Origin of the sequence: Amycolatopsis thailandensis (assembly GCF_042723255.1) — a bacterium.
Taxonomy (GTDB): domain Bacteria; phylum Actinomycetota; class Actinomycetes; order Mycobacteriales; family Pseudonocardiaceae; genus Amycolatopsis; species Amycolatopsis thailandensis.
On sequence record NZ_JBHXJK010000004.1, the window covers coordinates 78,803 to 99,855 of the forward strand.

General features: G+C 68.9%; 13 protein-coding genes. 5 read left to right on the plus strand and 8 right to left on the minus strand.

All coding sequences use genetic code 11. From position 1 onward, the window contains the following. Positions 1–101: 101 nt before the first annotated feature. Positions 102–1,007: an Lrp/AsnC family transcriptional regulator gene (locus ACFWMR_RS02720; protein WP_378376465.1), complete on the plus strand. Its 906-nt coding sequence runs from the start codon at positions 102–104 to the stop codon at positions 1,005–1,007. Here ACFWMR_RS02720 and ACFWMR_RS02725 read toward each other — a convergent pair. From ACFWMR_RS02725 to ACFWMR_RS02735, 3 genes are read right to left on the minus strand one after another with little or no spacing between them, the layout of a single operon-like run. Next, complete coding sequence (locus ACFWMR_RS02725) at positions 1,004–2,527, minus strand: AMP-binding protein (protein ID WP_378376467.1); 1,524 nt, start codon at positions 2,525–2,527, stop codon at positions 1,004–1,006. The two genes, ACFWMR_RS02720 and ACFWMR_RS02725, sit on opposite strands and share 4 nt — an antisense overlap. Positions 2,528–2,543: 16 nt before the next feature. Then, positions 2,544–3,671 carry a DUF5938 domain-containing protein gene (locus ACFWMR_RS02730; protein ID WP_093936832.1) on the minus strand — a complete coding sequence of 376 codons (1,128 nt, stop codon included), beginning with the start codon at positions 3,669–3,671 and terminating at the stop codon, positions 2,544–2,546. Positions 3,672–3,697: 26 nt separating this feature from the next. Further along, positions 3,698–4,501, minus strand: a complete 804-nt coding sequence (locus ACFWMR_RS02735) for an SDR family NAD(P)-dependent oxidoreductase (protein ID WP_378376469.1) — start codon at positions 4,499–4,501, stop codon at positions 3,698–3,700. 163 nt (positions 4,502–4,664) lie between these two features. Between ACFWMR_RS02735 and ACFWMR_RS02740 the strand changes: the two genes are divergently transcribed. Together ACFWMR_RS02740 and ACFWMR_RS02745 are read left to right on the plus strand one after the other, a co-directional pair. After that, positions 4,665–5,288 carry a TetR/AcrR family transcriptional regulator gene (locus ACFWMR_RS02740; protein WP_378376471.1) on the plus strand — a complete coding sequence of 208 codons (624 nt, stop codon included), beginning with the start codon at positions 4,665–4,667 and terminating at the stop codon, positions 5,286–5,288. A gap of 161 nt (positions 5,289–5,449) precedes the next feature. Next, on the plus strand, positions 5,450–6,196 hold the full coding sequence (locus ACFWMR_RS02745; RefSeq protein WP_378376472.1) for a hypothetical protein: 747 nt from the start codon (positions 5,450–5,452) through the stop codon (positions 6,194–6,196). Between the two features lie 37 nt (positions 6,197–6,233). Here the strand turns inward: ACFWMR_RS02745 and ACFWMR_RS02750 are convergent, their stop codons facing one another. Then, positions 6,234–6,839: a hypothetical protein gene (locus tag ACFWMR_RS02750; protein ID WP_378376474.1), complete on the minus strand. Its 606-nt coding sequence runs from the start codon at positions 6,837–6,839 to the stop codon at positions 6,234–6,236. 310 nt (positions 6,840–7,149) lie between these two features. On the opposite strand from ACFWMR_RS02750, the gene ACFWMR_RS02755 reads away from it, so the two are divergent. Beyond that, positions 7,150–8,403: a DUF222 domain-containing protein gene (locus ACFWMR_RS02755; RefSeq protein WP_378376476.1), complete on the plus strand. Its 1,254-nt coding sequence runs from the start codon at positions 7,150–7,152 to the stop codon at positions 8,401–8,403. A gap of 130 nt (positions 8,404–8,533) precedes the next feature. Beyond that, positions 8,534–9,121 (plus strand): hypothetical protein, encoded by a 588-nt coding sequence (locus tag ACFWMR_RS02760; protein ID WP_378376478.1) that lies wholly within the window; start codon positions 8,534–8,536, stop codon positions 9,119–9,121. Here ACFWMR_RS02760 and ACFWMR_RS02765 read toward each other — a convergent pair. Genes ACFWMR_RS02765 through ACFWMR_RS02780 form a run of 4 tightly spaced genes read right to left on the minus strand, consistent with a single transcriptional unit; the run spans position 9,084 to position 21,006 of the window. Beyond that, on the minus strand, positions 9,084–9,965 hold the full coding sequence (locus tag ACFWMR_RS02765) for a pyridoxal-phosphate dependent enzyme (RefSeq protein ID WP_378376480.1): 882 nt from the start codon (positions 9,963–9,965) through the stop codon (positions 9,084–9,086). The genes ACFWMR_RS02760 and ACFWMR_RS02765 overlap by 38 nt on opposite strands. A 14-nt stretch (positions 9,966–9,979) precedes the next feature. After that, positions 9,980–16,747, minus strand: a complete 6,768-nt coding sequence (locus ACFWMR_RS02770; protein ID WP_378376482.1) for a non-ribosomal peptide synthetase/MFS transporter — start codon at positions 16,745–16,747, stop codon at positions 9,980–9,982. A gap of 16 nt (positions 16,748–16,763) precedes the next feature. Then, positions 16,764–17,747 (minus strand): aldo/keto reductase, encoded by a 984-nt coding sequence (locus ACFWMR_RS02775; protein WP_378376484.1) that lies wholly within the window; start codon positions 17,745–17,747, stop codon positions 16,764–16,766. Positions 17,748–17,763: 16 nt separating this feature from the next. Further along, the gene (locus ACFWMR_RS02780; protein WP_378376486.1) at positions 17,764–21,006 is read right to left on the minus strand and encodes an amino acid adenylation domain-containing protein; all 3,243 of its coding nucleotides are present in this window, start codon (positions 21,004–21,006) and stop codon (positions 17,764–17,766) included. Between the last annotated feature and the right edge of the window lie 47 nt (positions 21,007–21,053).

Sequence of the window (21,053 nt, forward strand, 5' to 3'; positions counted from 1 at the left end):
CATTGTCGGTCGCATAACGCTTTATCTCTGCTGTCCGGAGTGGACTTTCGCCGGTGATATGGTGCGGTCGGCCGTCGGAAATTCAGCAGAGGAGAACCGCCGTGGACGACGCGCTGGTCGCGGCTTTGCGCGCGGACGGGCGGATGAGCGTGGCCGATCTGGCCAAGCGGGTCGGCGCGTCACGCTCGGCCGTGTCGGCCCGGCTGGAGCAGCTGAAGGCCGACGGTTCGCTCAACGTGGTCGCCGCGGTCCACCCCGAGTTCCTCGGCCTCACCGCGTACGCGCACCTCGCGATCCGCACCTCGGGCCGGTCCCAGGCGACGACGGACGCCATCGCGGCACTGCCCGCCGCGGCGTTCGTCTCCGCGGTGAGCGGGGACTACCAGACCGTCGCGGAACTGCGCCTACCCGATTCCCCCGAGCTCTACCGCACCGTGGCGGACATCCGGGGCCTGCCGGAGGTGGAACAGGTCAACACCCTCGTCTACGTGGACGTGGTCAAAGGCCTGTTCATGCCGGGGCGTCCGCTTCCGCCCTGGTTGCGGCTGGACGACCGCGATCTCGCCATCATGCTGCGGCTCCAGGCCGACGGGCGGGAGAGTTTCGCGCGGACCGCCGAGCACGTGGGACTGTCGCCGTCGGCCACCCGCACCCGCGTGCGCCATCTCGTGGAGCACGACGTCATCCGGATCGCGCCGGTGCTCAGCCGCGCCCGCCCGGACGCGGGCCTGGTCTGTGGGATCGGCCTGAACGTGCGGGGCGCCGGGGACGCCGTGACCGCGGCGCTCGCCGCGCGCGACGACACCGAGTTCCTCGCCAGGACTATCGGCCGGTTCGACGTCGTCGCCACCATCGCGGCGCAGTCCGCCCGCGATCTCGACCGGACGCTCGAGGAGATCAGCGGCAGGTCCGACGTGGTGACCGCGGAGACGTGGGTCCACCTTCGCATCGCCAAGGAACGCTACGAGTGGCCGTTGCCGACCGCGGACGAGCTGGCTCGTCGTTAGTCCAGCAGGGTTTTCCGGATCTCGGTCTTGAGCACCTTCCCGATCTTGGACCTCGGGAGGTCCGGCCAGATCAGGATCTCCTTGGGGGTCTTGACGCTGCCCAGCCGTTCCTTGACCGTGGCACGAAGTTCTTCGGCGACCGCGCTCTTTCCGGTGTGCAGCTGGACCACGGCGGTGATCTGCTCGCCCCATTTCTCGTGCGGCAGGCCGATCACCGCGCAGTCCTGGACGGCTTCGTGGGTCATGAGCGCCTGCTCGACCTCGGCCGAGTAGACGTTGAAGCCGCCGGTGATGATCATGTCCTTGGCGCGGTCGACGATGTAGAGGTAATGCTCCTCGTCGAGGTAGCCGATGTCGCCCGTGTGATGCCAGCCGTGCGTGCTCGCCTCCGCCGTGGCCGCGGGATTCCGGTAGTAACCGGGCATCACCAGCGAACCTCGGACGACGATCTCGCCGCGTTCGCCGGGCGGGAGCAGTTCGCCCGAGCCGGACATGATCGCGACCCGCGTGAGGGGAGTGGGCCTGCCCGCCGACGTGAACCGGTCGAGCGCGAGTGATCCATCGGGGTGGACGTGCTCGGCGGGGGAGAGGGTGGAAATCATCATCGGGGCTTCGCTCTGCCCGAACAGCTGCCCGAAGACCGGGCCGATCCGGGTGATCGCTTCGGCGAGTTTGGTGGCCGACATCGGCGCGGCGCCGTACCAAAGGCATTGCAGTGAAGAGAGTTCGGTGCCGTCCAGCGCCGGGTTGTCGAGCAGGAGATAGATCAGCGTCGGTGGCAGGAAGGTGTGCGTGATCCGGCGGCGTTCCACGAGGGCGAGGAACTCGCCGAGATCGGGGGAGGGCATGACGACGATCTCCCCGCCGAGTGTCATGACCGGGAAACAGAGCACGCCCGCCGCGTGCGTCAACGGCGCGAGCGCCAGATAGCGCGGGCGTCCGGTGAACGGGTAGCTCATGAGCGTGAGCGCGGACATCGTCTCCACGTTGGCGCCGGTGAGCATCACCGCCTTGGGACGGCCGGTGGTGCCGCCGGTGCCCACGAGCATGACCAGGTCGTCCGGCGGTGCCTCCTCCCACGGCTCCGCGTCTTCGAGCCACTCGGAAAACGGGACGGCGCCGGGCATCTCGCCGTCGAGACAGACCACTGTAGACAGTTTCGGCAACTCGGGGAGCATCCGGGAGACGAGCGGTGCGAAGGACTCCTGCACCAGCAGGCAGGTGCAGTCGAACAGGTCGAGCAGTTCCCTGTTCTCGGCCGCCTCGTTGCGCGGGTTGACCGGGCACCACACGGCGCCCGCCCGGCTGATCCCGAAGACACAAGCGAACGACAAGGGGTCGTTCGCGGACAGGATCGCCACCTTGTCACCGGGCCCGACGCCGGACCGGGCCAGCGCCCGCCCCACCTGCCACGACAGCTCCCGCACGTCGCCATAGCTGAGGGACACATCGCCCATGGTGAGGCAGGGTGCCGCCGGATCGAGGGAAGCGCCCTTGTCGAGGTAGTCGGTCAATCGCACGCGCTCGTCCTTCCGGTCAGCTGTGCACGGTCATGACCGGATGGGACACCAGCCCGAAGGACCGCAACACGCCGAGCAGTTCGCGGTGGCCGAAAGCCTGGCAGCCGGAGGCGAAGCCGACCCGTTTCGGAGGCTGCTGGAGCAGCGAATAGGCGCCGTAGGCCTGCATCAGCCCGGTCTGCTTGTAGTTGCAGGTGCCGTGGATGACGCAGTGCGCGCGGCCGAGCGGTCCCGAGGCGTGCACCGAATCGAGCGAGGTGTTGAGTCGCTGGTTCTCGCGCGGCGGCATCTCGTCGCGCACCGCGGCGGCCTGTTCCGCCAGTACCCGCATCTTTTCGTCCAGTGGCAGGTCTTTCACCTGTTCCAGCACGGCCGCGACGATCTGCGGCACGCCCTGCATGAGCGCGCGGTCGAAGACGCCGCCGACGGCCTTGACGTTGGCCACGCGGGCGTCGTTCTTGAACCAGACCGGATGCGACGTGCCGCCCCAGGGGAGGGCCAAACCGGTCTCGTGGTGGCCGGGCACGGTGACGTCCTGCAGGCCGCCGTCCGCGGGCCAGGGCAGGTACTCGTTCTGTTCGAGGTAGTACGCGGCCGACAGCGCGGCGTTGACCAGGATGGTCTTGGTGGAAGCGACCGTGGGATACCCCTTCCAGAACACCAGGATGTCCAAAGTGTCCAGTCCGGGGGTCTCCAGGCAGAGGTTCGCCGCGATCTCGCCGGTGGTGTACATCTGGGCGATGCCGGGGGAGAGCAGGAGCCCCTTCTCCGCCATCCGCGCGCCATAGCGCTCTTCGGCCGAGATCAGCCAGTCCTGTTCGCCGGTGGTGTCGAGGTAATGCGTGCCGGTGCGCAGACAGGCTTCGACGACCTCGTGGCCGTACTCGCTGAACGGGCCGACGGTGTTGCACACGACCTTGGCGTCGCGGAAGAGTTCGGTGAGCGCTTCGACGTCATGCGAGACCTCGACGACCTCGTGGTCGATGGTGTCGAGGCCGGGGACCTGATCGATCGCCTCCTGGAGGCGGGCCTTGTCGCGGCCGGCGGCGACGAACGGGACGTTGTACTCGCGCAGGTACTCGCAGATCAGCCGTCCGGTGTAGCCGGAGGCGCCGTAGACCACGACGGGTTTGGGGCTGCTCATGGTGTTTCCTTTCGGGTTCGTGCTGGTCACATGCCCATGCCGCCGTCGACCGGGAGTCCGGCCCCGGTGATGAAACGCGCCGCGTCGGAGGCGAGGAACACGACGGCGTCGGCCATGTCCGAGACCTCCCCGAGCCGTCCGGCGGGGGTCTGCCCGACGACCGCGCCGATGGCGTCCTCGACGCTGGGGAACAGGCCGACCTCGACGACGTCCTGGGCGAGCTGGTTGCCCATCTGGGTGGGCACCAGGCCTGGGTAGACGCAGTTGACGCGCACGCCGTAGCCGAGCTTCCCGGCCTCCATCGCGGCCACCCTGGTGAGCCTGTCGACCGCGGACTTCGTCGCCGAGTAACCGGCGATACCGGGGAAGGCGATGGTCGCGGCGACCGAGGCGATGTTCACGACGGCACCACCGGCGCCCGCCGGGCCGCCCGGCCGCATCGCGCGGAAGGCGTGCTTCACGCCGAGGGCGGTGCCCAGCACGTTGACCTCGAGCATCTTGCGCACATCGGCGGGGTCCAGTTCGGCGACGAGCCCGGTGATCTCGACGCCGGCGTTGTTCACCACGATGTCCAGCCCGCCGAGTTCGCCGACGACCGCGGTGATCGCCTGTTCCCAGCTCCGCTCGTCGGTGACGTCCAGCCGGACGAAGCCCGCGGAAGCGCCTTTCTGCTTGATCTGATCGGCGGTGGCGCGCCCGAGATCCTCCTGGACGTCGCCGATGACCACCGAGGCACCCGCCAGGGCGAGCGCTTCGGCCATTCCGGCTCCCAGGCCCTGCGCTCCGCCCGTGACCAGGGCTTTTCGGCCCGAAAGGTCGTACGAACCCATGGACTTCTCCTCCTTGAGACGGTCCGCGGTTGCGGTGTGGGTCACATCTTGAGCTTGTTTTGGACAGTCGTCAAGATTTTCTTGGACACTCGTCAAGATTTCCGCGACGCTAGACTGAGGGACCCGCGACAGGCGCGGGCTCCCGGACCGACAGGAACTCGTGGTGACCGAGACGAGCGAGCGGATCGCACGCCGGAGCGTGGACAAGTTCGCCCAGCGCCGGGCGGAACTGGCGGAGTCCACCCTGCAGGCGCTGTCCGAGCTGGGGTACGCCAGGACGAGCCTGCGGGAAATCGCCCAGAAGTCGAACTTCTCGCACGGGGTGCTGCACTACTACTTCACCGACAAGGTCGAACTGCTGACCTACGCGGTCCGCAAATTCGAAGAAGTGTGCGTGACCCGCTATGACGAAGCCGTGGCCATGGCGCGGTCGGCGGAGGAGCTCGAACAGGGTTTCGGTGCCGCGATGGCTGGCACTTTGCGAGCCGACGCCGTGATGCACCGGCTGTGGTACGACCTGCGCAACCAAAGCCTGTTCGAGGAAGCGTTCCGCGCCGACGTGCTCGAGATCGACACGCAACGGCAGGCGATGATCTGGCGCGTCGTGGAGCGCTACGCAGAACTCGCCGGAGCGTCGCCCGTCGTGCCGCCGCCGGTCGCTTACGCCGCTTTCGACGGCTTGTTCCAGCAAGCGTTACTGCATCATCTCGCCGGGGAAGAGAACGCGGGGGAGGGGCTGGCGGAGGACGCCGGGTCGCTGCTCGGCCGGTTGGTGGCCGGCGGCTGACCTCGTGCCGTGATCACGAAAACCTTGTAACACCTGAGAAGTCGCGACGACTCCTGTGCGGAGCCGTCAGCTGACGAAGGGGATACCGGGTGATGTCACGGAGAAAGAGGCGCAGGACGAAGCCGGCGCCTCCGCCCAAATGGTATGCCTCGCCGCTGTTCTTGGCGATCATCAGCGTCGTCGGCCTGGCCGCGGGCGTGGCTTCGGTGCTCGTCGCGACAGCGGCTATCGATCAGGACTCCGTCGCGCTCGACGTCTCGCTCACCTCGAAACTCCGGATCGTCTCGTACGAGGCGACTTCTCTCGACAAGATCCCGATGAAGGTTTCGGAAGGCGAGGAGGATCCGGCGTCGGATGGCCCGATCAGCGCGGCCGCGGTGGATGTCGCCGTGGAGAATCTGCACGATCAGTCGGCTTTGATCACCCGGGTCGACGTGGAGGTTCGCGCCGTCTACGCGCTGCGGGCCTGTGGCGGCGGTCCGCTCAGCGCCACCGCCGAGTTCGACATCCTGATCCCGACCGACCGGAAGGTGACCGGCCAGGTTTTCGGGCAGGACAAGATGTTCGAGGTCGAAGGCAAACGCAAGGACCGCTTCGCCGTCTCGGTGGGGCCGGAGCGGATGGTCGAGAACGACCTCGTCCAGATCTTCCACGTCGATCTCCTGCTCCGGCTCCAGTCCGGCGAAACGGTGCGCGCCGACGACATCATGCTCGTCCCGCCGGGTTCCGCCGAGGACGACGGCCGCGTCGTCACCACGTTGGGCACGACGAACACCGGCTTCGCCGGATCACCCGAGTGCTTGCGCGGTGCGCGGGGCATGGTCGATGCGGCTGTGGGAGCGAAGGCGGCGAAGCAGTCTCCCCGGCTTGCCGCGCTGCATGCCAAATTGCACGCTGTCGGGTACTGAGAGCTTTGGTGAGCTCTAGTCGGTGGCGTTGATCGCCTTAGTCGGTGGCGTTGATCGCCGCGTCGTCGTAGAGGACGGCGCCGGCGCTGTCGTAGACCCGGACCTTGAGCCGGGTCATTTCCCTTCGCCCGTCCACCAGCACTCTTTCGAACTCGGCGCGGCTTTCCTCGGACCCGGCCTCGTGAACGCTCAGCCTTCCGTTCGCGTCGCGCAAACTCACCATGTCGACGGCCAATTCCGCGGCGTAGGTGCCGTCCACGATGTCGGCCTCGGCCACCGTGCCGTCATCGCAGACCAGTTCCAGCCGGGCCGCTTCAGGGGCGAGGGCGCCCAGCAGCCAGGCGGTATCGCCGTTGGCCGCGGGCCGCCACCGCCAAACCGAATACGGGCGCTGCGTGAAATCCCGGTCGTGTCCTCCGAGGTCCAGATTCAGCCACATGCCCAGGCCGCTCTCGAGATTGCAGATTCCGTCGGCACCGTCGTCGTTGTAGGCGAGCAGCGCTCCGCGATCGGCGGTGGCTCCGACTCTGGCGCCCGGATGCCAGCCCCGGACGGGAGGCAGGTTCTCCGTGTAGCCTCGGGCGGTTTTCTCCTCCAGGGTCGTGATGAGAGAGGATTCGAGCTGTTCGGCCGGTGACGTCACTGCGTACTGTTCTCCTTCTTGGGCGGACCTTTGGTTGCACTCTCGCTCCTCTTCGGGGATGGCGCATCGGGGAGATTCCCTGAGTTCCGGTGATCGGTATCGCAGGGTCCTTGAGCAGCTGGGAAGCGCTTACTCGGGTTGAGGGCTGAGTCTGGCGTTGTAGTGATCGGGGGAATCTTACTCTTCGTTGCATCCGCAATTAGTCGACTGATTGCGGATTCGTTGGATCACCCGTTGGTGGTAAATGTGCCAGTTGATGGTGACCTAAAATTGCGAACACGTGTTCGATATTTTGGTGTATTATGGAGGTGTGTCCGAGACCTTCCTTCCCGAACTTCCGCAGGAGTTGTGGCGCGCCGGCAAGCTGGAGCTTGCGCATGGTGTGCAGCAGTTCTTGCAGTTGATGCGGGTTGCGTCCGCTGCTCTGGGGCAGTTTTTGGCGGAGGTGGAGTCTCGGGGTTCGAAGGACTTGTATGGCTATGGTTCGACGGCGGCGTGGTTTGCCGATGTGGCTGGGCTGTCGCGGGGTGAGGCGCAGTCGGTGGTGAAGCGGGCGATCGCGTTGAATCCGACTCGTGCTTTGGATGGCACGGAGGTTCCCGCCTTTGCGCCCACTACGGGTGCGGCGGCTGCTGAGGGCATGATCGGGGATGAGCGGATCGATCAGATCCTGGAGATCTTGGGGAGACTCCCGTCCGATACGTCGGTGGAGGATCGGGAGAGTACGGAGAAGATCCTCGGGAACCTGGGTCGTGGCGCTGGTCCGCGGCAGGTGACGAAGGCCGCCGAGGACATCCTCGGCTGGCTCGACCCGGACGGCAACGAACCCAAAGACCCCGAGCCGAAGCAGCCACGCCGGGAAATCACCATCGAGCGCCGTCGAGACGGGTTCTGGAAACTCACCGGCCTGCTCGATGACGAGCTGGGAGCTCGCACCGCAGCTGCCCTGGAGGCGTACGCGAAGCCGCGTCCGGTGGACGAGTTCGGGCAAGCTGACTTGCGGATGAAGTGCGAGCGCCAGGGCGATGCGTGGGCCGAGCTTCTTGACTTGGCGATTGCCTGTCCTGATCAGCCTGGCACCAGCGGGTACCGGACGTTGGTGCACGTGACCATTGGCCTGGAAGAGCTGAAGACCGGGATCGGGAAAGCCTGCCTCGATTTTGTCGGGACCATGACCGCCCGCGAGGCGCGGATGGCCGCGTGCGACTGTCTGATGCTTCCTGTGGTGATGAACGCGGCTGGGGAGCCCCTGGATGTGGGACGGCTGAGACGGTTCGTCACCCCAGGTCAGAGACGGGCGCTCAATATCCGGGACCGGGGCTGTGCGTTCCCGGGGTGTCATCGAAAACCGAAGAACTGCCACGCCCACCACATTCATCACTGGGCAGATGGCGGCCCCACTGATCTCCGGAACCTCGTGCTGCTGTGCGGTTTTCATCACCGGCTGATCCACCACGGCGACTGGCACGTCCGCATGGCGGCTGACGGGTTACCGGAGTTCATTCCGCCCCAGTACTTGGACCCGCTACAACGAATCCGGCGCAACACCCTCCACCGCGCCTGAACTCCCTGCATGACCCGAGGAGCCTGTCGGCCACACCGGCGACGGGCACTTCGGCATGCCCGGAGACGCCACGCCTTGACACACCATCTTGCCCTGACTCTCGACAGGGCGACGCGCTTAGACTGCGACTATGCAAGGTGGGCAGGTACCTCTCTGGACGACCTTGGCCGTCGCTCTGTTGGGAATCATCGGCGTGGTCGCCGGCCAGCTCGTCAACGCCTATCGGGAAGACAGGCGCTGGCGTCGGGAACAAGCCCGCGAAGACCTCAGGTGGACTCGAGAACGGCAACGGTGGACAGAGGAACGCGAAGTCGAGACCGAGCGATACTGGCGTGATCAACGCGTTCGGATCTACACGGCTTTTCTTGCCGCCATCTCGAATGTACGGATAGAGCTAAGGTATGTCAGTGACCTACTCCGAGATGGAGGAGACCTCGATCAAGTGCGGCGGGAACGGCTCCTTGAGCTCACCGCGACGGCTAGGGACCTCTACGCGCCGCTAGGTGTAGTCGGCCCCGCAGATGTTCGTGATCAGGCTACCGAGCTGATCGGGGTTTTCGCCAAACATCTCGACCAGGTGATGGACGGTCATCCGGTGAACACAGTGCCATTGCTTGCCTCGGTCAGGAGGTTTGCCGCGACAACCAGAGAGGTTCTCGGCACTGAACCGTCGAACACCCTCACCGACCGCTCAACAGAACGATCTGATTCCCCCTGACCGGACCCGTCCGAACGTACGCCATCAGCCCGGCCAGCGCGGCCGAACCCGCCGCGCCGACAGCCATGCCGTGCCGCGCCAGTAAAGCTTGGGCGGCAAGGAGTTCGTCGTCGGCCACGGCGTGTACCGCGCCGCCGGAGTCGTCGATCGCGGCCAGCGCGTCGGGGCCGTGGAGGGCGTGCCAGTTCACCAGAGGCTCGTTGTGTTCCGTCGTGACGACGACGTCACGAGGCAGCGTCCGGTACGGTCCCGGCCAGCTCGTCACGATCGGGTTGTTGCCGGGGGAGCCGACGCCGTGCAGGGCCGCGGGCCAGCCGAGCGCGCGAAGCCGCCGGTGGGCCGCGACGATCGTCGTGCCGTTGCCGACCGGGATCCACCAGGACGCCGGCGCGGGGCCTGACTCCGCGTACAGGGAATTGATGACGTGGCCGTGTCCCTGAAGGATCACGTTCTTGTAGGGCCCGTCGACGTTCCCGTCCATCGCTCCTTCCGAGACGGCGAGGCGATGTGAAGCGTCCACGGCGTCTTCGTAGCCTCCGGGCACGAAGTGGACGTCCGCCCCGGTCGCGGCGGCGAAGGCCCCTCCGTCGCCCCAGGCAGCGGGTAGGACGACGGTGCAGCGCACTCCCGCCGCCGCGCAGGCTGTCGCCATCGCCCGCCCGTAGCTGCCGCACGAGCCCACGACGACCCGGTCGTGCCCGTCCGCGACCGCTCGGGCCACGATCGCGTGGGCGGCGGGTTCCTTGTGGCTGCCGGAGGGATAGTGGGTTTCGTCCGCGAGGAACACGCGGACTCCCGGCAGCAGGTCGTCCGCGGGGGCGAGACTGGATGTCCGAGGCAGCACGGAACCGTTCCCCTTCACCGATTGTGGGCTGCGAGCAGTTCGTCGGCCTCGCGTTGCAGGTCGTCGCGCGTGCCGATGTTCGCGGGCGGTACGGCGTCGGGCAGCTCGTCCTCGATCAGCCTCAGCCGCGCGGTGAACCAGCCGCGGATCGCCCAGGCCAGCTGCAACAGTCCACTGAGGACGATCAGTGACGCGAGGCCGCGTCCCGGCGAGTCGAACAGCGGCTGGACGAACCGTTCGGCCAGCGGCCCGACGACCAGGTAACCCAGCGGCATCGTCAGCATCATCAAGGTGATGAAGAGGGACAGCACCCTGCCCTGGAGTTCGAGGTTGACCTTGCCCTGGATGATCGCGATCCAGTGCCCGTCGGCGAGTGATTCGCCGAAGCCGACGAGGAACATCCCGGCGATGATCAGCGCGGGCGACGTCGTCACGCCGACGAGGATCATCGCGACACTGCCGACGCCCATCGCGATCAGCATCCCGTGGCTGCGCCGGGCCGTCCCACCCCAGAGTCCCATCACGACGCTGCCGGTGAGCCCGCCGACACCGCCCGCGCCCAGCGCCACACCCAGCACCGACGCCGGCTGCTCCACCAGCAGCATCGGCGTGATCACGGCGAAGCCCAGGGTGTAGAAGACGTGGTCGACGACGAAGAACCGGAGGGCGGCGCGCAGGCCTGGGCGGCGGGTGATGAACTGCCAGCCGTTGCGGATCTCCGTGCGGAAGTTCTCCTCGCGCCGCCGGAACAACAGGTTCGGGAAGCGGACGAACAACAGCGTCAGCGCGCCGGCGGCGAAGGTGCCCATGTCGACGAGCAGGACGCCGCTGATCCCGATCGGGCCGATCAGCGCGGCACCGAGCATGGGGGAGAACACCAGCCCGACCCCGACCCCGAGCTGCCCGATCCCGGCGGCGTGCCCGAGATAGCGCTTCGGCACCAGCTGGGCGACCGCCGCGAGATAGGCGGGCCGTTGGAACGCGCCTGCCACCGAAGTCACCGTCACGGCGAGATAGACGTGCCAGAGATGCAGGCCGTCCGACAGCATCAGGAACGCCAGCGCGGCCATCGAAAGCCCCGCCATGCTGTCGCTCACCAGCATGACCTTCCGCCGGTCCCATCGGTCGGCGACGGCGCCCGCGAGCGGACCGGCCAGGATGCCGGGAAGCAACCCGATCGCGCTGACCAGGGCGAACGAGGTGATCGAGCCGGTCCGCTGGAGCACCCAGATGCTCAGCACCAGGGTGCTCAGCCCGCTGCCGACCATCGACAGGAGCTGCCCGAACGCGACCACCGCGAACTTGCGCAGATCGGGCTCCGCGCTCGTCACCGGAGCCCGCTCCTCGGCGGAAGGCTGTCCGGAGACGAACGCGGCCAGTGCCTCGGCGAGTGGTTCCGCATGACTTTTGAGGAAGAAGTGCCCGGCTTGCGGCAGTACGGCGAGACCGACGTCGCCTTCGGTGAAGTGCCGCCATTCCTGACGACGTTCCTGATAGTGCTCGGTGACCCGGTCGCGCGCGCCGACGACGGTGAGCACCGGCGCCTTCAGCGGTTCGTAAGTCCCCCGGTACGCGGCGGTGAAGTACTCCTCCGCGTCGCGCGCGTCGTGCCGCACGTTGCGCAGCACGAAAGCCTTCTGCCCGTCGTCGTCGAGATCGGTGAAGCCGCCCCGCGCCCGGAGATAGGCGAGGTACTCCCGGTCGGAGGTGAAGCGGTCCACCGGGAGGTGCCGGTAGATCCAGTCGAAGACGCGTCCCGGCAGCCGTGCCGTGGGGAAACCCGCGCCGAGGGCGACACCGGCCACGGGCAGACCGGCCGCCTCGGCACGCCGTGCCACCTCCACGGTGAGCGCGACGCCGAGACAGTGTCCATAAAGGACGATCGGGCCCTCGATCGCCCTCAGCTCTTCGACGATCCGGCCGGACACGACGGCGATCGGCTCCAGTTCCTCGTCGGGTCTGGAGCGGTCGTGGCCGGGCAGTTCCGCCGCGTGCAGCGCCCAGCCGGACGGCAGCGCGTCGGCGAGTGGCTGATACGCGACGGCGCTGCCACCGGAATAGGGCACGGCCACGACCGTGTGGCCGCCGACGGCCGCGTCCGTGGCAGTCAGCCGATGCAGGAGGCGGTGGTCGGTTCCCGGACGCGCGTCGAGGTGCGCGGCCAGCCGCCGGATGGTGGCGTGCTGGTACAACTCGACCAGGCTGGGGGAGGGCTCGATCCGCCGGACCACCTTGAGCGCGGCGAAGGAATCCCCGCCGAGCGCGAAGAAGCTGTCGTCGATGTCGGGATCGGTGACCCCGAGCACGTCCGACCACGCCGCCGCGATCCGCTTCTCGGTGTCTGTCCGTGCCGTCGCTCCGGAGGAACGCGGCCCACCGCCCGACGGGGCGGGCAGCGCACGCCGGTTCAGTTTTCCGTTGGGCGACAACGGGAGAGCGGGCAAGGTGAGGATCCTCGCGGGGACCATCTGCGGTGGCAGGCCGACAGCGAGCGTCTCGCGGTACGCGGCCTCGTCGGCGTCCGACCCGTCGCGGGTCACGACGTACCCGACGAGCTGCGCGCCGTGGGGAGCGGCGGCGCACGCCACCACCTCGGGCAGCGCGCCCAGCGCGGCCTCGACCTCGCCGAGTTCGATCCGGTAGCCGTTGACCTTGACCTGGTCGTCGAGCCTGCCGAGGAAATCGACCGTGCCGTCGAGCTGGAACCGGGCCGAATCACCGGTGCGGTACATCCGGGCACCCGGGGAGAACGGATCCGGCACGAACCGGTCCTCGGACAGCTCCGGCCGCTCGTGATAGCCGGGGACGACTCCGAGGCCGCCCAGGTACAGCTCACCGACGACGCCCGCGGGCACCGGCTGGCGGTAGGCGTCCAGCACATAGACGCGGTTGTTCGGGAAAGGCCGCCCGATGGGCAGCGGCGCGTCGTCGGCGAGGTGGTCGACAGAGCCTTCGAAGCAGACGTTGTCGACGGTGACCTCGGTGACGCCGTAGGAGTTGACGACGCGGTTGTCCGGCCCGACGAGACGCCTCGCGAGGCGGAACTCCTTGACGTGCCACTTCTCGCCGCCGCCGATGAGCAGGTGGACGAAGCCGAGGTCCTGCCCGGTGCTTTCGGTGTGGTCGAGCAGCGCGCGCAGCACCGCGGGCACGAGTTCGGTGCAGTTCACCCGCTCGGATTTCATCAGCGCGAGGAGATCGGCGGGATCGAGCAGGGTCTCGCGGGGGGCGACGACCAGGCGGCCGCCGCTGAGGTGCGCCCGCAGGGTCTCGCCGACGAACATGTCGAAGGAGAAACTGGCCGCCTGCAGATACGTCCATTCGGGACGGAGCCGGTAGGCCTGCTGCCACATCCCCGCCGCGTGGACCAGGTTCCCGTGCGTGACGACGACGCCCTTGGGCCTACCCGTGGAACCCGAGGTGTAGATGACGTACGCGGGATCGTCCGCGGTGTTGACCGGCGGCAGGTCGCTGTCGTCGCCGGGGAGGTCCTCGGCCAGGTAGTCCGCGTCGACGACGACCGTCGGAGCGCTGTCGGCCAGCATGTACTCCAGGCGATCGGCGGGGTAGGCCGGATCCAGCGGCACATACGCTCCGCCTGCCTTGAGCACGGCCCACATCGCGGTGAAGAGCGCCGTACCGCGATCCAGGTTGATCGCCACCCGATCGCCGGGCCGCACGCCCTCTTCCCGGAGCCGACGCGCCAGCCGGTTGGCCCGGCGATTCAGTTCGCCGTAGCCGATCGTGTCGCCGCCGACGGTGAGCGCGGGCGCGCCGGGCGTCGCGAGCGCGTGTCGTTCGAACAGCCGATGCACGGCGGTCGCGTCCGGTAGCGGGGCGACGATGTCGTTCCAGTCGTCGAGGACGCGACGGCGCTCGACGTCGGTGAGCATCGGGAGCCGGGTGACCGGCGTGGCCGGGTCCGCCGTCGCCGCGTCCAGGACGGTCAGGAGATGGTCGAGGGCGGCTTCGGCCCGTGCGCCGTCGAAGAGTTCGGTGGCGTAGTCGGCGTGCAGGACCGGGCCGTCGGCGGGGAAGTCGAGGGCGATCGCCAGGTCGACCATGGAGGCGGACGGCGCCAGTTCGCCGGTGTAGCGCAGGATCGGGTCACCGGGCGCCGGGGTGTTGTGCACGGTCAGCATGACCGGGCTCAGCCGCTTCCCACCGGGCCGGGCCAGCGCGGTCACCAGGTCGGGCAATGCCAGCGCCTGATGGTCGAGGTCGCCGAGCACGGCGTCCCGGACCCGGGCGACGAGTTCGGGGAACGACGGCTCGCCTGTCACGTCGCCGCGCAACGGCAGGACGTTCAGCGCGGGACCGACCAGCGACGCGAGTTCGCCCGCCGACCGCCCCGCCACCGGCGCCAGCACGGTGACGTCGGTGCGGCCGGTGTAGCGCCGCAGCACGACCTGCAAACCGGCCAGGACCACCATGAACAGGCTCGCCCGCCGCTCACCGGCATACGTGCGCAGCCGGTTCAGGAGAGCGGGGTCGAGCCGCCGGACGACCCGCTCGGAGGCGTACGTGCGGGCAGCCGGACGGGGCCGGTCGGCGGGCAGTTCGAGGTCGAGGTCGGCGCCGTCGAACCGGTCTCGCCAGTACGAGACGAGCGGTCGGTCGCTCTTGGCCAGAGCGGCCCGAGCGGCGAGGTCAGGCGCGGGGAGGGCAGGTGGGAGGGCCGCGTCCGAGTACAGCGCGGCGAGTTCCCGGCCCAGCACGCCCGCCGACCAGCCGTCGAAGGCGAGGTGGTGCACGGTCAGGACGAGTTCTCCGCCGTCGAGGAACGCGTGCGCGATCGGGCCGCGCCGGACGTCGATTCCGCCGCGATCCGGTGCGCCGAGCGTGAGCGGCACCGTCGCCTCCGGCTCGATGACCATGCTCGGTTCGGTGCCGTCGTCGGGGAAACGCGCTCGCAGCAGCGGATGCCGCCGCGACAGTTCGGCGAGCGCGGCGGTCAGGCCTGCGACGTCGACCTCTTCGGCCCAGCGGTACCGGATTCCCAAGGTGTAGACGGGAAGACCGCACAACTGCTCGGCGATCCAGTAATCGCGTTGCATCGGGCTCAGCGGGTGCGGGACGCCCTCCGCGAGGCCCGGCAGGACGGTCTCGGTCGCCCCGGACGCGCTGGAGATCACCTCGGCGAGCGCGGAGACGGTCGGATCCGCGTACCACCTGGTGAGGGTCAGTTCCGCGCCGTGGCGCAGGCGCAGGGCGGCGATGAGGCGGACCGCGTCCAGTGAATCACCGCCGAGGGAAAGGAAATCGTCGGACGCGCCGGTGATGGCACCACCGAGGATCTCCTCGAACAGCGTGGCCGCTGACCGCTCGGACGCCGAGAGCCCGCTTTCGCCGGCGTTGCCGGACGGTACCTCGGCCGCCAGCGCCTTCTTGTCGATCTTCCCTTGCGGGTTCAGCGGGAACCGGTCGTGCCGGACCAAGACGGCGGGGATGAGATGCGTGGGCAGGACGTCGCTCAGCGCGTCCCGCACCGTCGTGAGGTCGGTCGTGCCGGTGACCAGGTGCCCGATCAGCCGGGCCCGGCCGGTCCGGTCGTCGACGAGGACGACGGCGTCGGTGATGCCGTCCACCTGCCGCAGCGCGGCCTCCACCTCGCCGGGTTCCACCCGGTGACCCCGGATCTTGACCTGATCGTCGAGTCTCCCGAGGAACTCCAGCTGCCCGTCTTGGGACCAGCGGACCCGGTCGCCCGTCCGGTACTCACGGCCCCAATCCGGTGTCGTCACGAAACGCTCGGCGGTCAGCTCCGGCCGGTTCAGATATCCCTCGGCCACGCCGATCCCGCCGATCAGCAGTTCGCCGTCTGCGCCGATCCGGCAGGTCACGCCCGGATGGGGGGTCCCGATCGGCACCACCTCGCCGGACCATTCGGTCACGTCCGTGGCCGTGGCGCCCACCGTGGTCTCGGTCGGGCCGTAGCTGTTGTACAGCCGGGTCGCGCCGCCCACCGCGGCCTGCCAGCGGCGTACCGCGTCGGGCCGCGCGGTCTCGCCGCCGATGATCACGCACCGCACGCCGGCCGGAACGGCGGTCTCGCCGCGGTCGAGGGCCGCGACGAGCTCGTGCCAGTACGCGGTCGGCAGGTCCAGCACGGTGATCCCGAGCGCGCCGCACCGTTCGAAGAACAGGTCGGGCCTGCTGATCATGTCGTCGTCGCGCAGGACGAGGGTGGCGCCCCGGATCAGCGTGCAGAAGATCTCCTCGACGCTGGTGTCGAAGCTCAGCGACGCGAATTGCAGGATCCGGTCGCCCTCGGCGAAGGCGAACCTGTCCGCGAAGGCGCTGGTGAAGTCACGCAGCGACCGCCGGCCGATCAGGACGCCTTTCGGGCGGCCTGTCGAACCCGAGGTGAAGATGACGTACGCGGGTTCCCGGTGCCGCGATCCGCCGGGCAGCGGGACGACGCCGTCGGCCGTGATCAGCGCGCTGGGCCGCGTCTCCTCGACCATCATGGCCAGCCGGGCTTCCGGATAGACCGGGTCCAGCGGCACGTAGCCCGCTCCGGCGCGCAGCACCGCGAGCAGGGCCACGATCGCGTCCCGGCCGCGCGGCAACCGGACCCCGACCAGGTCGCCGGGTCCTACTCCGGCTTCGGCCAGCCTGCCGGCCATCGCGGTGGCCAGGCCGACGAGGGCTTCGTAGCCGAGCTCGCCGTCGGCGTCGGCCAGCGCCACGGCTTGGGGCGTCCGGACGGCCTGGCCTGCCACGGACGTCCAGACATTGCCCTCCACTGTGGACAGTGGCGGCTCATGGGTTCGGGTCACCGGTTCTCCTCGGTCTTCACATGGACCAGTGCGTGGGTTTCCGGTCCCAGCGATGGGCACGTACCGCGTCGAGGAGTTCCGGCGGCAACGGCGCGGCGCCGGACACCGCGAGGTTCGACCGCACGTGCTCGGGACGGCGCATACCGGGGATCACCGCGGAAACGGCGGGATGGTGGAGGATGAACCGCAGCGCCAGTTCCGGCATGGTCATGCCGTCGGGCACCAGTTCCCGGAGCGCGTCGACCCGTTCGACGGTGGGCGGCAGGTTCTCCGGTCCGAAGTAGACGGCACGCCAGTCCTCGGGCGGGAACGTGGTGCCGGCGCTCAGGTTCCCGGTCAGGGATCCCTCGTCGAACGGGACCCGCGCGATGATCGCGATGTCCTCTTCGAGCGCGCGAGGGAAGAGCTCGTCCTCGGGGGCCTGGTCGAAGACGTTGTAGATGACCTGGATCGCGTCGACCAGCCCGGTGTCGAGGGCGGCGAAGCAATTCGTGGGCTCCCAGCGGTTGACGCTGATGCCGAAACCGTCGATCAGGCCCTCGTCCTTGAGCCGCGTGACGACCCGCTGCCAGCCGGGTTCGGCCGCCCAGCGGTCTTCCCAGACGTGGAACTGGAGGAGATCGATCTTGTCGACGCCGAGGTTTTCGAGGCTCCGCTTGGTGTATTCGAGGACGTGGCCGTCGGGGAAGACGTCTTCGAGCGTGTCCCGCGGACGCGGCGGCCACTCGCGGTTGAGCGGCGGGACCTTGGTGGCCAGCCGCATCTCGGCGCCGGGACGACGGCGGCGCAGTTCGCCGAGCAGGCTCTCGGACTTACCACGTCCATAGACCCAGGCGGTGTCGAAGAAGGTGCACCCCAGGTCGACGGCGAGGTCGAGGGCGTCCGGCGCGATGTCGTAGTCCCAGCCGGTGAAGCCGCCGGGGCCGCCACCGATTCCCCACATGCCGTAGCCGACTTCGCCGACCTTCCAGCCGAGCCGTCCCATGGTGCGCTGCCGCATCCGCGTCTCCTTCCTTTCAAGCACTGGCGGGTTCCTTCGGCCGGGTGGCGGAAGTGGTGAACAGCGCCGGGTTGTCCTGCAACAGGTTCTCGAGTACTTCGCGGACGGCCGTCTCGTCGTCGGCCCGCCCGCCGGCGCGGTGTTCGACGATCGCCAGCAGCAGGCCCAGTTCGACGTCACCGGCCTTCGCCGCTGCCCGCAGGCGGGTGAGGAAACGCAGGCAGGACAACCGATCCGTGCCGGCGATCAGCTCGTCGAACCGCACGGTTCCCGGGCTGTAGACGTGCAGGGCGCGGCCCAGCGCGGCCGGGTCCTGGACGGCTTCCACGACCGTCCGCGCGACCGTGTCGACCGGGCTGTAGTCCGACCGGATCGCCGCCGCGGGCACCGACCCGAGCCGCTGGAAGGCGGTGAGCAGCAGGTGGGTCAGCGCCGCCGGATTCGGGACGGCGACGTCGGTCGCGGGCATGACCTCACCGAGCCGCAGCACCGAAACGGGGAGGTCGACGGCGGCGCGCACCAGTCGCTCACCGGCCCATTTGGACAGGCTGTAGCCGCTCGACGGCGGGGTCACGTCGACGATGTCGACGTCTTCGGGTATCGCGTGTCCGCTGATCAGCGCGTGGTCGTACAGCACGCCGAGCGTCGAGACGTAGTGCAGCGGGATCCCGCCCGCCGCCCGGGCGAAGCGGATCATTTCCGCGGTGCCCAGTACGTTGGGCTCGCGGTGCATGCGGTAGTCGTAGAGCAAATTGACCATGGCACCGGCGTGGACGATCAGATCGCATTCTTCGGCGAGTGACCGCCATCGCGGCGCCGTCAGCCCGAAGCCCGTCCGGGCGAGGTCGCCCGCGACCAGGGTGATCCGCGCTGCGTGGCTTTCGTGCTCCAGCCGTTGTGCGTCGAGCGCCGCCAGGACCCGTTGCCGCGCGTGGGAATCGTCGCGGCCGCGGACCAGGCAGCGCACCGTCAGGCTGGTGCTCTCGAGCAGTTCGTGCAGCAGCCGGGCGCCCACGAATCCCGTCGCGCCGGTCAGCAGCACCGTGCACGCCGTCCGGTCCCGCTTGTCGCGCAAGGGGGTCCGGACCGTGCTGAGACTGGCGAGATCGGCGGCGACCAGATCCGACGGGACCGGTACGCGGTCGTGTCGCGCGATCAGGTCACGCAGCCCGGCCGCCGTCGGGTGATCCGCGAGGTCTCGCACCCCGACCTCCACCCCGAACCGGTCGCTCAGCTCGACCACGGCGGCGACGGCCTGCAGCGAATTGCCGCCCGTGGCGAAGAAGTCGTCGTCGGCGGCGAGATCAGGGCACCTCAAGGCGCTACGCAGCACGGCCAGCACGGGATCGGCGTCCGGATCCGGCATCGCTTCGGGCCGTTCGACCCGGCTCGCCAGGAGGCGGCGATCGATCTTGCCCGCGGCGGTCAGCGGCAGTTCGCCGACGACGACTCCGCGGCGCGGCAGGCAACCCCGGGGCAACCGGCTCCGAAGGTGGGCGAGCACCTCCCGGGAACTCGCCGCGCCGGTGGTGACGAGCACCAGCTCGTGGTCCACGACGAGCGCGACGGCCTGCCGCACGCCCGCGCAGGACAGGGCGGCCGCCTCGATTTCGCCCGGCTCGATCCGCACGCCGCCGATCTTGAGCTGGTGGTCGATCCGCCCGCCGAAGTGGAACCGGCCCTCGGCGTCGCGGTGTCCGAGGTCGCCGGTGCGGTACATCCGGCCGGACGACGGCGAAGCGAAGAACCGTTCGGCGGTGCGGCCGGGTTCGCCGTGGTAGCCGTCGCCGACACAGGCGCCGCCGATGACGATCTCACCGGTCGCGCCCGGTGGCAGGGGCCGCCCGTCGACGTCGGCGACGATCGCGACGCAGTTGTCGATCGGCCGTCCCAACGGCACGACGTCACCATCGTGGGCCTCGACCTCGTGGAAGATCATGCCGATGGAAGCTTCGGACGGGCCGTAGGCGTTGCTGACCCGCAGTCCCGGGAGCAGTTCCCGCAGCCGGTGCACGTCGAGCGGGTTGATCTGTTCGCCGCCGACCACGAGATGACGCAGCGAACGCAGCCTGCCGGCCGTGGCGGGCCGCTGCCGCACCAGGGTCAGCAGCGCGCTCAAGACCGCGGGCACGAAGTCCGTCACGGTCACTTCGTGGGCTTCGATGAGATCGATCGTGTGCTGCAGGTCGTGGTGGTCGCCGGTCGACGGCACCACCGTCGCGCCGCCGGTGGTCAACGGCCAGAAGAGCTGCCAGAACGCGGAATCGAACGTGTGCCGGGTGTTCTGGAGGACCACGTCGCGGACGTCCGGCGCGTCGAACCAGCGGTCCATGAACGCCAGCCGGTTCGTCAGGCCCCGGTGGAGATTCACCGCGCACAAGGGTGTTCCGGTCGTGCCGGAGGTGTAGACGCCATAGACGACGTCGTCGGGGCCCGGGTCGGGCAGGTCTTCGGGAGTCTCGTGTTCGGTGAGATCGACGGCGAGCGCGCGATCGCGGTGGGCGGCGGGGACGGCCGCGACGTCGGCGCACAGCACCACTGGCGCGCCGAGCAGATCCAGAACGCGCGTGATCCGCTCCTCGGGCCAGTGGGGATCGACCGGCACGTACCCGATCCCGGCGATCATCGCCGCCGCCCAGGACAAGGGAAGCGCGAGGCCGTCCGCGACGAGCACGGGGATCAAGGAGCGGTTTTCCGTTGTCACGGAACGGATCCGGGCGGCCAGTGCGTCAGCGAGGGCGACGAACCGCGCGTAGGTCAGTGTTCCGTCGGCGGCGTACACGGCCACGGTCTCCGGGGTGGCGCGGGCGATCGCGCGGATCTGTGCCGGGACACTGCGATACGGACCGTGGTCGACCTCGGTTCTGGCGAGGACCACCGCTTTCGTGGCTTCGGACAGGCCGTCGAGGCGGCCGAGGTCCACCGTCGGATCGGTCAGCAGCTCGCCCAGCAGTTCACCGTGCATCTCCGCGACGGCGGAGGCGGCGCGTTCCCAGACGTCGCCCGGCGGACAGCGCAGCTCGACCCACAACAGGCCGGGGGAGTCGATCCACACGTGCGCGACCGGTCCGGCGGCCCCGTCGGAGACGCTGTGGGCGTAGACGGCGACACCCGTGCGGCCGAACGCCGTGGCGGACAGGGCGAGGTCCCGGTCCAGACGGCGGGCCACTTCGGCCAAGGCCTTGGCTGCCGCGTCCGTCAACGGGACCTCGGGTCTGCGCGGAGCGTCACGGCGGTACTTACCCCATCCGAGGGTCATGGCGCCCAATCAAGTGACCTCAGGAATCCGCCACACGGACAGGAGAT